Annotated in this window: 14 protein-coding genes and 1 tRNA gene; 3 read left to right on the forward strand and 12 right to left on the reverse strand. The window is 48.2% G+C overall.

The window, feature by feature from the left end; genetic code table 11:
* Window positions 1-45: 45 nt before the first annotated feature.
* From trpC to ampD, 4 genes are all read right to left on the reverse strand, one after another.
* On the reverse strand, window positions 46-843 hold the full coding sequence (gene trpC, locus H4O21_RS17570) for an indole-3-glycerol phosphate synthase TrpC (RefSeq protein WP_182810191.1): 798 nt from the start codon (window positions 841-843) through the stop codon (window positions 46-48).
* Between the two features lie 9 nt (window positions 844-852).
* On the reverse strand, window positions 853-1,884 hold the full coding sequence (gene trpD / locus H4O21_RS17575; protein WP_182810192.1) for an anthranilate phosphoribosyltransferase: 1,032 nt from the start codon (window positions 1,882-1,884) through the stop codon (window positions 853-855).
* Between the two features lie 92 nt (window positions 1,885-1,976).
* The gene (locus H4O21_RS17580; RefSeq protein ID WP_182810193.1) at window positions 1,977-2,561 is read right to left on the reverse strand and encodes an anthranilate synthase component II; all 585 of its coding nucleotides are present in this window, start codon (window positions 2,559-2,561) and stop codon (window positions 1,977-1,979) included.
* Window positions 2,562-2,737: 176 nt separating this feature from the next.
* Window positions 2,738-3,283: a 1,6-anhydro-N-acetylmuramyl-L-alanine amidase AmpD gene (gene ampD, locus H4O21_RS17585; protein WP_368737567.1), complete on the reverse strand. Its 546-nt coding sequence runs from the start codon at window positions 3,281-3,283 to the stop codon at window positions 2,738-2,740.
* A gap of 128 nt (window positions 3,284-3,411) precedes the next feature.
* Between ampD and nadC the strand changes: the two genes are divergently transcribed.
* Window positions 3,412-4,257: a carboxylating nicotinate-nucleotide diphosphorylase gene (gene nadC, locus H4O21_RS17590; RefSeq protein ID WP_182810194.1), complete on the forward strand. Its 846-nt coding sequence runs from the start codon at window positions 3,412-3,414 to the stop codon at window positions 4,255-4,257.
* 60 nt (window positions 4,258-4,317) lie between these two features.
* Here nadC and H4O21_RS17595 read toward each other — a convergent pair whose 3' ends face one another.
* The 4 genes from H4O21_RS17595 to H4O21_RS17610 all read right to left on the reverse strand — a co-directional run bounded on the left by H4O21_RS17595 (window position 4,318) and on the right by H4O21_RS17610 (window position 6,890).
* The gene (locus H4O21_RS17595) at window positions 4,318-4,836 is read right to left on the reverse strand and encodes a 2-thiouracil desulfurase family protein (protein WP_182810195.1); all 519 of its coding nucleotides are present in this window, start codon (window positions 4,834-4,836) and stop codon (window positions 4,318-4,320) included.
* A gap of 193 nt (window positions 4,837-5,029) precedes the next feature.
* Window positions 5,030-5,716: an acireductone synthase gene (gene mtnC / locus H4O21_RS17600; protein ID WP_182810196.1), complete on the reverse strand. Its 687-nt coding sequence runs from the start codon at window positions 5,714-5,716 to the stop codon at window positions 5,030-5,032.
* Window positions 5,713-6,267 carry a 1,2-dihydroxy-3-keto-5-methylthiopentene dioxygenase gene (locus tag H4O21_RS17605; protein ID WP_182810197.1) on the reverse strand — a complete coding sequence of 185 codons (555 nt, stop codon included), beginning with the start codon at window positions 6,265-6,267 and terminating at the stop codon, window positions 5,713-5,715. The genes mtnC and H4O21_RS17605 overlap by 4 nt, the downstream gene beginning before the upstream one ends.
* Window positions 6,264-6,890 carry a methylthioribulose 1-phosphate dehydratase gene (locus H4O21_RS17610; RefSeq protein ID WP_182810198.1) on the reverse strand — a complete coding sequence of 209 codons (627 nt, stop codon included), beginning with the start codon at window positions 6,888-6,890 and terminating at the stop codon, window positions 6,264-6,266. The genes H4O21_RS17605 and H4O21_RS17610 overlap by 4 nt, the downstream gene beginning before the upstream one ends.
* Window positions 6,891-7,055: 165 nt before the next feature.
* Between H4O21_RS17610 and tsaA the strand changes: the two genes are divergently transcribed.
* Window positions 7,056-7,802 carry a tRNA (N6-threonylcarbamoyladenosine(37)-N6)-methyltransferase TrmO gene (tsaA, locus tag H4O21_RS17615; protein WP_182810199.1) on the forward strand — a complete coding sequence of 249 codons (747 nt, stop codon included), beginning with the start codon at window positions 7,056-7,058 and terminating at the stop codon, window positions 7,800-7,802.
* Window positions 7,803-7,876: 74 nt separating this feature from the next.
* Here tsaA and H4O21_RS17620 read toward each other — a convergent pair whose 3' ends face one another.
* A complete protein-coding gene (locus H4O21_RS17620; RefSeq protein ID WP_182810200.1) occupies window positions 7,877-8,089 on the reverse strand; it encodes a cold-shock protein in 213 nt (70 codons plus the stop codon).
* A 599-nt stretch (window positions 8,090-8,688) separates the two neighbouring features.
* On the opposite strand from H4O21_RS17620, the gene H4O21_RS17625 reads away from it, so the two are divergent.
* Window positions 8,689-8,765 (forward strand) — tRNA-Ile (locus tag H4O21_RS17625).
* A gap of 663 nt (window positions 8,766-9,428) precedes the next feature.
* Here H4O21_RS17625 and H4O21_RS17630 read toward each other — a convergent pair.
* From H4O21_RS17630 to mnmC1, 3 genes are all read right to left on the reverse strand, one after another.
* Window positions 9,429-10,178, reverse strand: a complete 750-nt coding sequence (locus H4O21_RS17630; RefSeq protein WP_182810201.1) for a siderophore-interacting protein — start codon at window positions 10,176-10,178, stop codon at window positions 9,429-9,431.
* A 245-nt stretch (window positions 10,179-10,423) separates the two neighbouring features.
* On the reverse strand, window positions 10,424-10,996 hold the full coding sequence (locus tag H4O21_RS17635) for a class I SAM-dependent methyltransferase (protein WP_182810202.1): 573 nt from the start codon (window positions 10,994-10,996) through the stop codon (window positions 10,424-10,426).
* 42 nt (window positions 10,997-11,038) lie between these two features.
* Window positions 11,039-13,156 (reverse strand): FAD-dependent 5-carboxymethylaminomethyl-2-thiouridine(34) oxidoreductase MnmC1, encoded by a 2,118-nt coding sequence (gene mnmC1, locus H4O21_RS17640; RefSeq protein ID WP_182810203.1) that lies wholly within the window; start codon window positions 13,154-13,156, stop codon window positions 11,039-11,041.
* Between the last annotated feature and the right edge of the window lie 243 nt (window positions 13,157-13,399).

Consider the following 13,399-nt stretch of genomic DNA (forward strand, 5'->3'; position numbering starts at 1 on the left):
AACAGATCGCTCTGCTTCAGGTTAATCTGACGACAGGCGCTGTTGTCAGCTGAACAGTTCAGCCAGTTTTTCTCCTGGGCTATCAGCGCGCATAAAAGCCTCGCCTACCAGAAAACTGTTTACCTGATGTTGTCGCATCGCAATAACATCCCGCTGATTAAGAATGCCGCTTTCAGTGACGACAATACGATCTTCAGGAATCTGTTCCAGCAGATCAAAAGTAGTTTTCAAAGTCACATCAAATGTATGCAGGTTCCGGTTGTTGATGCCTATCATTCGATTTGGCAGCTTTATTGCCCGGTGCAGTTCCGTTTCGTCATGCACTTCGATCAGAACATCCATATCCAGCTCATGAGCCAGCAGATTAAGCTCAAGCATGCTGTCATCATCCAGGCAGGCTGCAATAAGCAGAATACAGTCAGCTCCTATTGCCCGGGCTTCATAAACCTGGTACGGATCAACAATAAAGTCTTTGCGTATGACTGGCAGTTCGCAGGCTGCCCGTGCCTGTTTCAGATAATCTTCGTGTCCCTGAAAAAAATCCTGATCGGTCAGAACGGACAAACAGCTGGCTCCACCTTCTTCATAGCTGATCGCAATATCTGCCGGATGAAAATCTTCTCTCAGTATACCTTTGCTGGGGGATGCTTTTTTTATCTCTGCAATCACAGCGGAGCGACCTGCTTTCAGACTGCGGGCCAGGCTGTCAGCAAATCCTCGGGGAGCATCCTGATTCTTCAGTGCCATATCCCGGATAGCTTCCAGTGAAGTATGCTCTTTTCGCTCTTTGATCTCTTCCCATTTGCGATCAACGATTTTTTTCAGAATAGTCGGGGTGTTCACAAAGGGCTCCTATGCAAATATTTCAGTGAAGCTGGATAGCTCTTTCATTTTTTCTCCGGCCAGGCCGCTGTCAATCGCATCCTGAGCCATGGCGACACCTTCAGCCAGGCTATCTGCGATATCGGCTGCATAAATTGCAGCGCCGGCATTCAGGGCAATAATATCCGCTGCCTTAACCGATTCGGCGGTGCTCTGTTTACCCAGAGCCTCTTTGATCAGTGCCAGAGATTCTTCCGCGTTGTTAATGTCCAGACCAGACAGATCCTGGGTTTCTAATCCCACATCTTCAGGTTTGATACTGTATTCGCTGATGTTACCATCTTTCAGTTCTGCGACATGAGTCTGTGTTGCCAGACTGAATTCGTCCAGTCCGTCTTGTGCGTGCACGACCAGTACATGCTGACTACCCAGTTGCTTCAGCACCTCAGCCATTGGGCGACAAAGCTGTTGATCGAAGACACCGATCACCTGGTGTTTAACGCCTGCCGGGTTAGTCATAGGGCCGAGCATATTAAAAATCGTCCGCATGCCCATCTCTTTACGAGGGCCAATAGCATGTTTCATTGCACTGTGATGCATCGGTGCAAACATAAAACCAACGCCGACCTCCTGAATACAGCGTGCAATCTGCTCAGGATTCAGGTTCAGGTTGATACTGGCTGCTTCCAGAAGATCTGCACTGCCACTGGATGATGAAACTGAACGGTTGCCATGTTTGGCAACATGACCACCGGCTGCTGCAATCACAAACGCCCCTGCAGTCGATACATTAAACAGTTTAGCGCCATCTCCTCCGGTGCCGCAGGTGTCAACGGCGTTGTCCTGACTAATGCTGACCGGAGTGCAGAGTTCCCGCATTACTTCAGCTGCTGCAGCAATTTCATCAATGGTTTCACCTTTCATACGCAGAGCGGTCAGAAATGCGCCAATCTGAGCGTCAGTACACTGGCCGGTCATAATCTGATGCATAGTCTCACGCATCTCGTCATGGCTCAGATTCTGTTTCTCAACGACCTTTGCCAGAGCCTGTTGAATTGTCATAACCTCTGTTCCCCTATAAAACTGCTCTCTGGCAGCTCATGTCATTTTATCGTCTTTATGCTGCTCTGATCTGTTAAATGCAGGGTCCCGGATCAGAGCTGGCGTTTAAGAAAATTATTCAGCATATCATGACCGTGTGCGGTCAATATTGATTCCGGATGAAACTGAACACCTTCAACAGACAGGGTTTTATGCCTGAGTCCCATGATTTCATCCAGAGTGCCATCATCCCGTTGAGTCCATGCCGTGATCTCAAGGCAGTCCGGCAAGCTGTCCTGATCAACCACCAGAGAGTGGTAACGTGTGGCTTCAAATGGTGATGGTAAACCAGAAAATACACCCTGTCCGGTATGGTAAACCGGTGAGGTTTTACCATGCATCACTTCTTGAGCGCGAACGACCTGGCCACCAAAGACCCGGGCCAGGCTCTGATGGCCCAGGCACACGCCCAGCACAGGTAATTTTCCAGAAAAATATTCTATGGCAGCCAGTGAAATACCGGCTTCATCCGGAGTGCAGGGGCCAGGAGAAATCACCAGGTGATCAGGCTGCAGCTGTTCAATTTGCTCCAGGGATATTTCGTCATGCCGGAATACCCGGACATCGGCCCCCAGCTCTTGAAAATAGTGAACAATGTTGTAGGTAAATGAGTCGTAATTGTCGATCATCAACAGCATAAAGCCTGAGCCTTTTTATCGTGCCTGGCTGTGTTGTTTCCCGGATAGCAAAACGTTTTAACCGGTTGCAGGCAATGGTGCAAAGTAACGCATCATACCGGAGAGATTATGAAACTTAAAACGCTTATCCCTGAACGCCAGGCACTTTGCAGAAATATTTTAATCGGAACTGGCTATCACCCGTTATGGCTGAGTAATTGATGATAATACTGCCAGTCAAATGCCGGACCAGGGTCAGTTTTACGGCCAGGCGCAATATCACTGTGTCCGGTAATGCGCTCAGTGGTGATCTCTGGATATTTCGCCATAATCTGATGTGTAGTTTCAACCAGACACTGGTATTGGGCCGGTGTGTAAGGACAGGTATCGTAGCCCTCAAGTTCTATGCCTATGGAAAAGTCATTACAGTTTTCCTGCCCCCTGAACATCGACAAGCCCGCATGCCAGGCCCGCTTGTTTAATGGCACAAACTGGATCAGCTCTCCATCTCGTCGGATAAACAGGTGAGCGGATACCTCGACACCTCTGATTTGCTCGAAAAAAGGGTGCAGACGGTGATCCAGGGTGTTGGTAAAAAAGCGTTCGACGCAATCGCTGCCAAATTGTTCAGGCGGCAGGCTGATATTGTGCAACACCAGAAGATTGACCTCTGCGGATGCCGGGCGGTCATTAAAATTAGGTGAAGGTACTGAGCGTGCTACTGAAAGCCAGATGTCATTCACGATAAAGGTCTTCGTCGTTATTGTTACCTTGCTGATGCAGGGTGATTGTTTGTCTTGAGTTCATCATTTTATAATGCTGGTTTGTTTTTGCTATCAGCGTTTTCCCTATCTACTGTCTGAGGTTGATTATGTCTATGACATCCCTGCTAGAACAAGATATTCCCGTTCAGGTTGCTCGTGCAATTGCTGAGGATGTCGGTGATGGCGATATTACTGCCCGTTTGATCCCTTCAGAGGGGCAGGCCCGCGCCCGTGTGATTACTCGTGATGATGCCGTATTGTGTGGTGCTGCCTGGGTGGATGAAGTGTTTCGTCAGATCGACCCGGAAGTGAAGGTGATCTGGCAGGCAGAAGACGGTGATCGTGTGACTCGCAACCAGGTACTGTTTTATCTGGAAGGTTCGGCCCGTTCTTTATTAACCGGCGAACGCTGTGCTCTGAACTTTGTGCAGACCTTATCCGGAACAGCAACGCGTTGTCGTCAGTATGCTGATCTGGTTGACGATACTAATGTGCAGCTGCTGGATACCCGTAAAACATTGCCCGGACTGCGTCTGGCGCAGAAATATGCCGTCACGCAGGGTGGGTGTTATAACCACCGTATTGGCCTGTACGATGCATTCCTGATTAAAGAGAACCATATTACGGCATGTGGTTCTATCTCTGCTTCCGTAGAACGGGCTCATGAAATTGCTCCGGGTAAGCCGGTTGAGGTGGAAGTCGAGGACCTGGATGAACTGAGGGAAGCGCTGGATGCGGGGGCTGACATTATCATGATCGATAACTTTTCTCTGGATATGATGCGTGAAGCCGTTGGTATTGCGGATGGCAAAGCCAGGCTGGAAGCATCTGGAGGAGTGACTCACGAAACGCTGCGTGATATTGCTCTGACCGGTGTGGATTATATCTCTATCGGTGCGCTGACTAAGGATTGTGATGCGGTTGATCTGTCTATGAGGCTGGTGGAAATCTGATCGGGACAGCTCTCTTTCTGCATGCATAAAAAAACAGCCATCAGGCTGTTTTTTTATGCTTCACGCCGGAGTTGTCTCTTCTGATTCCAGCTGCTCCAGATATTGGTGGGCTTCTTCCAGCTGGTGCTCATTAAAGACTCTGACGCCGGCTTCGGTCAGCGCGGCGGCTGTTACCCCCTGCCCTGTGCGTGTCATTCTGTTAAATTCACCGCTGTAGATCTGTTCGTTGCCACAGGAGGGGCTATTGGCCTTCATCACTGCAATGCGAATATTTTCGGCCTGAATACGTTCGACCACGCGTCGTGCACCACGGACAAAATACTGGCTGACATTATGACCCTGTTTGGTGATCACTTTACCTTCTTCGTGGTAAATATCATGACCATCGAAGCCGGGTTCAATTTCTGCCGCAGGCCTTGGGACCAGCAGCCCTCCCAGAGTCTCCGGGCATTCTTTTACCACCCGGCCATCTTCTAGCCACTGATCCAGAACGGAGTGGCTTACCGGACGGGAGGTGCCATCATAGCGAACTTTGTCTCCAAGAAGACACGCGCTGACGAGTACTTTCTGTCGGTTCATAATTTTTTCCAACCACTAAAAAAAGCAGTCTATCAGGCTTTTTTTAAATACAACAGAGCAGAAAGGGCAACTAAAGTACAGAATTGAAGAAAAAGAGGTGGTTTGATAGAAAAGGTCACAAAAAATCAGTATCAGGCTGCTAAAAGAGCAGAACCTGTATGTAACAGGTTCTGTTGTATGGTGTTTTATGGCATCAGAATGCAGTCAGGTCGATCTGATCGAAGCGACTGACCTGTGGGTGCTCTCCGGTTTCCATACCCGGCTCACGTATCAGGTGAGTGGTTTTCAGCCCTGCGGCCTGAGCCGCATCCAGCTCCGCAATAACATCTGACAGGAACAGAATCTCCTGTGCTGGCAGGTCCAGTTGTTCAGCGATAGCCTGATAAGATGCCACATCTTTCTTACCACCAATCAGTGTATCAAAGTTTCCCTCGAACAGGTGGTTAAGATCACCGAAATCGCTGTAACCAAACAGAAGCTTCTGGGCATAGACAGAGCCGGATGAATAGATAAACAGGCGAATGCCCTGCTGCTGCCAGTCACTCAGCTTCTGAAAGGCATCAGGATAAAGGTGGCCTTTATACGCTTCTGTTTTGTAACCGTTCTCCCACACCAGCCCTTGCAGAGCTTTCAGAGGGGTAATTTTTTTATCCTCTGCAATCCAGTTCAACAGTTGTTCTATAACCGTTTCTGTGTTGGCATCCGGCTGCCCAATCTCCTGACGCACGGCGTCCAGTTGCTCGGCAATGGCAGGCTGTGTGGCATGTTCACGGATAAAATCCGGCAGATGGGTCCTGGCATAAGGAAACAGGGTTTCGTGAACAAAGCTGATAGAGCCTGTTGTCCCCTCAATATCTGTCACAATGGCTTTAATGGTCATGCGCTCAGATCCTCAAAACGCGGAAAGCTGTCTGCGATCTTATCTTCGGTATACTGAGCCACCCAGCCTTCGGGGTTAGTAAACAGACGGATGCAGGTGAAATCCGGATTGTCGCCCATATCAAACCAGTGTTTTGTTCCAGCAGGCACAGAGATCAGGTCTTCCTGTTCGCAGCCCACAATAAACACCTGATCGTTCAGGTGCATATAAAACATACCGGCACCACGTACAAAGAAGCGCACTTCATCTTCACTGTGAATGTGTTCTGACAGAAACTTCTGGCGTAATGCTGCTTTGTCAGGGTGATCCGGTGTCAGACTGATCACATCTGCAGTCTGAAAACCATTGTCTTGTTTCAGGCGGGACACTTCATCATTATAAGCTGCCAGAATTTCATCCTGCCCGGCTTCTGCAGACAGTGGCTGGCTGGCCTGCCAGCGTTCAAAGCGAACCCCCTGTTCTGCCAGGGCAGCCTGAATGGCCAGGCCATCGGTTAATGTCTGTTCAGCCTGTTGTGGCTGACCGGCTGCATAAACTTTCAGAAAACTCATCGTGTCACCTTTAATGTGTCCAGTTCACAGGCCATCAGAAACTCCATTGCCTCAATATGACGCAGAGTGTCTGCCATTGTTTTACCCCAGGTATACAAACCGTGTCCCCGAATCAGATACGCTGGCGTTTCCGGGTGCTGTTTCAGCCAGACCATAGATTCCTCCGCCAGAGCGGGAATATCCTGAGTATTCTCAAAGACAGGAATAATCAGTTCACTTTCGTGGCTGTCGATACCAGGAAAAGCTTTCTGCAGTTCATAGCCTTCCAGCCTCAGATGATCCTGGTCTTTCAACAGGCGGGTCAGCACCGTTGCTGCTCTGGAATGGGTATGAAGGACAGCACCGATCTCTGCCTGCCATTCATAGAGTACGCAGTGTAACAGTGTCTCAGCAGAAGACTTCAGAGAGGACTGAGCAGGCTGTCCTGAAAGGTCTACCACCATAATATCCTCAGCTTTCAGCTGGCCTTTATGTTTGCCTGAGACTGTAATGGCCAGGTGCTGATCATCAATACGGGCAGAATAGTTACTGCTGGTGGCCGGGGACCAGCCTTCGCCGTACAGAAACTGTCCGGCTGCAATCACCTGTTGAGCCCTGGCTGCATAGGTTGCCAAATCAATCACGGTATACCTCTTGTATTTATCCCGGATAAAGGCACCAGGCCTTATCAGAAGGTGTTATTGTGCGCATTTTCCCACAAGCCGACGAACAGACAAATACTCCGGAGCGCTTTTCTCCGTGCTTTTTCTTACTGATAATAGAGCTTTTTACTCAGTGCAGGCGGATTCATGGAGTTTAAGTTTCAGGCTATAGGGTTTATTGAATCCTGTTATAAAGAAAAGTTTGGTGTACCAAGGCAGCCTGGACTGGCTCCGGCGGCCAGAGGTAAGCTGAAACTGGTTGCGCCGTTTAACTTACCGGATGTTGCCAGGGGGCTGGAATCCAGTAGTCACATCTGGATTCAATTTGTGTTTCACCAGTGCCTGCGACAGAGCTGGAAACCGGTAGTTCGTCCTCCAAGATTGGGAGGTAATGAAAAAATCGGAGTCTTTGCCACACGCTCGACATTTCGTCCTAATCCAATTGGTCTATCTGTGGTACGGCTGGAGCAGGTTGAAACTAACGATCAGGAAGTGATTCTTCATCTGAGTGGTCTTGATCTGATTGAAGGTACTCCTGTACTGGATATCAAACCCTATATTCCTTATGTGGATCAGGTCGCTGATGCCGAGAACGTCTTAGCGGCAGAAAGCCCGGATATCTTACCGGTATACTGGAGTGTTCAGGCGCAGAAGGATCTACAACGTTATCAACAGCAATTTAATAATGCTGAAAACAGGGATTATCAGGCACTGGTTGAACAGGTATTACAACAGGACCCAAGACCAGCATACAGAAAGAACAGAAGTGAAGAGAAGGTTTATGGTATTCGCCTGGGAGAAGCGGATGTGCGGTTTACCGTCAGCACTGCTCTGATTGGCGATCCGAATGAAACGGCATCTCTTGAAATCTGTGTGCAGGCACTGGCGTTCTGAAAAAAGCCTTATGTCTGTCGTGCAGACAAAAAAATACCCACCAGAAGGTGGGTACTTCTATGAACTGGTGAAGCTTAGCTTACTACAGTTACATTATCAGCCTGTGGACCTTTCTGACCCTGAGTTACTTCGAAGGTCACTTGCTGGCCTTCCTGCAGGGAGCGACGTCCAGTACCATTGATGGCACGGAAGTGAACAAATACGTCACTTTCGCCTTCACGAGAAATAAAGCCAAAACCTTTTTCGTCGTTAAACCATTTTACGGTACCAGTGATTAAACCTGACATAACGTCCTCTTTTATTTTTCTCTAGCGTCCGGCGTTCTTGCCGGGGTAAAACTCACATGGCTCATCCAGAAGGACGCTCCATCATTAACACTGCAGTTAGGCATCTCAGTCTGTAGCAGCACTTTCTATTAGAGCAGGACTTTATGACTTTACAACTACTTTTTGCTCTTTTTTTTAAAATAAATTCGTTTCGCTGGATTCAGTCGTTCTGCTTTCTTAGTAAGATGTTAGTAATATGAAGCAGGAATGTTCTGTTTTTTAGTGCTGGATTAGTAAAAGCGTGGTGTTTTTATATATTTTTGCTTGGCTTCCTGTTTGATTTTTCTAAAATTTAACTAACGGATTAATTTTTGTCTGACCCGGTCTCTGCAACAAAAAAAACTGCCAGAAAAGGAATGATATCTTTTATGGTTCTTGCAGAGACTTGTTTACAACATCTGATAAAAAACAATGAAATGCTTTGTAATTGACAATGTGTGGTCTGCTGTGAATGAAGAGGGGGATTGAGAAATCAGGGTTTTCTTTTAAATATCAACAGGTTTTCGTGAATTTAAGCTGGAATCCAGGTAAAAGCTTTTGTAGAATATCAACCGTATTCAGGGCCTATAGCTCAGTTGGTTAGAGCAGTGGACTCATAATCCATTGGTCGCAGGTTCGAGTCCTGCTGGGCCCACCACGAATTCAAAAGAAAACCCCCGGTAAGTCAAAGGCTTACCGGGGTTTTTTGTTTCAGGGTTATACGGTCCCTGTGACCACCTTTAGGCAATGTGTTCACTTTGTGTCCACTCTGAAATCGGGTGAAGCCTGATCACATTTTCAAAGTGGTCTGGTGAAAAGTGGGCATAGCGCATCGTCATCTTTATATCTGCATGGCCCAGTACTCTTTATAGCACCAGAATGTTGACGCCGTTCATCATAAAGTGACTGGCGAAGTTATGCCGTAATACATGACTTAATTGCCTGTCGGGTAAATCAATGCCGGATCTTTTAACAGCAGAGCAGAATGCACTATAACAGGGCTTAAATAAGAGTCTTTTTTGTTGTGTGATAAATTATACAAGGCTTCAGCAATAGGAATCGCTCTGTTGTTATTGCCCTTAGTATTAGTGAATATTACCTTGTTAGAATGAATATTCTCTGCTCTGAGCTGAACTTACGGATTCCCTTCATTATTCTGTGGAGTATGGATCTCTATCTGTCCACCCTGGTACTGTCATCCTGATGGAATGGCCATGACAGACGTTGGAATAAGAGCTTCTGCTGTACCTTTCTTAGTAAGGTGGTTAACTGGCTCAGGCATGGGACGTTACACTGTTTTATTTACAGTTTCTTTCGCTGTTCACAATCTTTTCTGCTTCTCAATCTTATGTCGATCCTCTGTCATACCATGTTGCCAGTAGCTACTTACATACATTCGCCCTTGCAGAATATCAGGCTGGGCTTTTAAGTGCTTGCGGCTTTCCAGGACTTCATCCAACTCTCCTGCCAACCAGATTGCGGGTTTTCCTTCTAACCACGTCAGTGAACGAATCCTTTGGTTTAGTACTTTATTAATCCCCGGATTTGGATTGATCAGCCACTGTACTTCCAGCTGTTGTGGTAACTGAGATAGTTCCAGATCCAGGGCTTGTTTATCCTCTTCACTGATCAGCTCTAAAATCAAGTAGCCTTTTGCATCAGCTGGTAGCCTTTTTAAGTTAGCACGGATAGCAGGTAGTGCTGTCATATCCCCTGCGATCAGAAACCAGTCTGCGCTAAGGTCAACGGGTTTGCCTGCTCCCGGCCCTGCGATCTGAATGGTATCTCCTGCTTGTGCCTGTTCAGACCATTGTGAAGCAGGGCCACCATCAGCATGAATGACAAAGTCCACATCTAAAAAGCTATTTGTATGGTCAATATTACTGATGGTGTAAGTGCGTAATAACGGTTTATCCTGATTGTGTTTCGGGAATGCAAGCTTGATATAACCGCCTTCTGCATCCTGCGGGTAATTTTGGATAGACTGGCTTGCAAGTCTCACTCGACGCATATTAGGTGAAAGTGAGTAACTGCTTACAACGGTGAAGTTTTCTGGGCTGGGTTTTGCCATTTTGCATCCTGTTGATCGTTTTCAGGAAAGCTGGTCTATGAGAATAACCAACTTTTTATATCGGAAATAAGATAGAGGTAATACTCTGGCTTATAAAGCTCTTCTCTGATTAATACACTGTTTACCAGGAGTAAACAGTGTTGCTGGTTCAGATCAATGCTATCAGGTTAAATCTGTGTCTGAGCAATAAAACGGATAGGGATGAAATGTTCTTTCTGGCTCTGAGATTTGTTGCTTCAGGTCGCTCAGTTCTCGGGCATCAGATAGAAATAAACCGGAGTGTTATACAGATCATTCAATCGTTGGGTATGTTCTGGCTGATAGCCTGGCAAGGCGAAGCAGATACTGATCAGCCAGCGAGGCAAGCAGTCCTGCTTTTCCAGGCTCTGTCTGAGTTTACTCATGCCTTCGGTATACAGAAAGCAGGTAATAATATCGGAGGATGACAGATCCGCTATCAGAAAGTCCTGTCGGTGTAAGGTCAGATTATCCAATTGCAGTATCAGTTTCAGGAAGCGGCAAATAATAAAGGGCAGCCAGGACAGCTCGTATCCAGTGATCTTATGCTGTGGAAAACGCAGTGCAACAGGAATCACCAGATGGCCCCACCCAGAACCTGCTTCGGTGATAGTCAGTGATTGGTCAGGGTGTTGTTCACTGATACGCGTCAGATGATCCAGAACACAGCGTCTGGCTCTGGCTGAGCCGGGCATCGGGGATATGCCCGTTTTCAGGGTGTAATACAGAATACTGAGAACCAGAGATATACTGATGGCTATCAGAATGATTGATAACCCGTTGATCAGATCTATTTCCACTTAGTTGACTCCGTTGGCAGCCGAATCAGGCTCTGAACAGAGTCAGAGTCTTCCTCGCATCAAGCCTCGAATAATAAAGCGGCTGGGCTGCAGCGCATTAAGCAGGTCACGCTCCAGTGGTTGAGGATTGTTGCCGATATAAGCTGACAGTACTTCTGCACATAACGGAGCACTGGCCAGTCCTCGGGAGCCATGACCGGTATTCAGCCAGAGACCTGGATAATAAGCGGGCTCTGCCTGAGGTATTCTGGTCGCATCGTGGCGCAGACGATCATAATGTTCCAGGTAATGCTCATACACAGGCACCGGACCTGCCAGAGGTACATAATCCGGGCTGGCACAGCGAAAGCCAGTTTTACCGTCCAGCGTAGTGATATCGGTATGGCTGTCCTGCAGATCCTGGTAAAAGTCCGGCATCGCCTGTTGCAAAAGCTGGAGGTTGTGTCGCTGATCGCTCTCTCTTAATCCGGTGTCATCATCCCGGAGATTAAAGCTGGCACCCAGGCAGAGTGTCTGATCTGTTGCTGGTGCGATATAGCCCTCATGACAGATAACGCTCTTCAGGATCGGGGTTTGTGTATTGGTCTGCAGATAAGTGGTTTGTCCGCGAATGGATTTGGTGGGCAGCCAGGCGGTCTGAGCAAAATGGCTGGCGCTGGCGGCACAGGCGATCACCACCTGATCCGCTTCGGTAATGATGTTCCCTGCAGAATCCAGTAGCTGCCAGCTCTGATCTGTTTGTCGGAGTTGATCAACAAAAGTACCGGTTTTCAGCTCAATATTCGGGTGCTGACTGAAATGATGACACAGTTCTGCCGGACGCGCCCAGCCTGCTCCCGGGAAATACAGGCCACTGTGTTCCAGTCGGGTGCCGGCAATATCAGATGCCTGGTCAGGGCTGACGCCTTGCAGTAATTGCTCCGGGAATTCATTACGTTGCAGGAAGCTTTGCTGGCGCTTTTGCTCTTTTTCACTGGTAGCTAGCTGCAGCACACCGCAGTTTTTCCACAGCCCATCTTCAGTTGTACTGGTATCCGCACTGGCATACTGATTCAGGTAATGGCGGGAGAACTCAAAACCGGCCAGATAAAAGCGACTGTGCGCTGACGGTTCTGTGCCCAGTTTGATATACAACACCCCCTGACGATTACCTGATCCTCCTTGTCCGGGCTGGTGTTGTTCTATCAGTGTCACCCTGTATCCCTGACTGGCCAGGCGGTGAGCTGTGGTCGAGCCTGCAATACCCGCTCCGATAACAGCGCAGTGTGGTTGCTGTGCTTTTTTACCATTAGCTGGCCCTGAGGCATTGCTCAGTTGTGCCAGAGGACAGAACCAGGGAGTCTGCTGCCATGGTGTGGCCAGCGGCAGAGGCGTAATTTCGGGTGCGTCGGGTGCAGGAGCAGATTGTACCGGAAGATCATTTTCAAGGATCAGCTCTCCACAAACCATATGGCGCTTACGGCCAAAGCCTTTGGTTTTTCTGATTTCAAACCCGGCGGCTTTCAGACCATGACGTACAATACCGGCTGCGGTGAAGGTTGCGACACTGGTATGATGATCACTTAAACGGCGAATCGCCTGAAACAGCTCAGGTGTCCACATCTCCGGGTTTTTAGCTGGTGCAAATCCGTCCAGGAACCAGGCATCGACCCGGGCTTCCAGTGCGGAGAAGAGTTCCGTTGCATCTCCCTGGAGCAGTGTCAGCTGAACCCGGCCATGATCAAAGTGACGTCTGTGTATACCCGGTACAGGCAGTGGATAAGCCTGAATCAGTAGTTCTGCCAGAGGTGCCAGTTCGGGCCAGAGGCTTAAAGAGCGAGCCAGATCATCCTGGCGCAACGGGTATTTTTCCACCGAGATAAAATGCAGACGAGCATCTGAAGGGGCGTGTTGTAAAAAAGCCTGCCAGGCACAGAGAAAATTTAAACCGGTGCCGAATCCGGTTTCTGCAATAGTGAAGGCATTGTCCGGGGAAAACGGAAAACTCTGCCAGCGCTCAGGCAGTTGATTATGCTGCAGAAAGACGTAGCGTGTTTCCTCCAGGCCAGAGGCTTTTGAGAAATAGACGTCATCAAATTCACTGGAAACGGGCAGGCTGTTTTCATCCCAGTCCAGAGAGGCATGTTCGAGTACGCGATAGCGATTCTGAGCAGATGGCACTTGAGTGATTCCGGTATCAATTAATGGTTAAAAAGTGATCAATCTGAGGGCTTGCTACAGGGGATAAGCCTCTGGGCAGATTGTCCTGACAAGATCCACAAAGTTATCCACAGAAACTGTTGGAAAAAATAAAAAGACTAAAAAATTCAGTTGGTTATCAGACCATGATTTATGGTTTTTTCGTTATAGTATCACTTTGAAGTGAGGTTTATCGTACAGGCTGATACTGTCGTTGATTGTTAT

Origin of the sequence: Oceanospirillum sediminis (assembly GCF_014164585.1) — a bacterium.
GTDB lineage: Bacteria > Pseudomonadota > Gammaproteobacteria > Pseudomonadales > Halomonadaceae > Oceanospirillum > Oceanospirillum sediminis.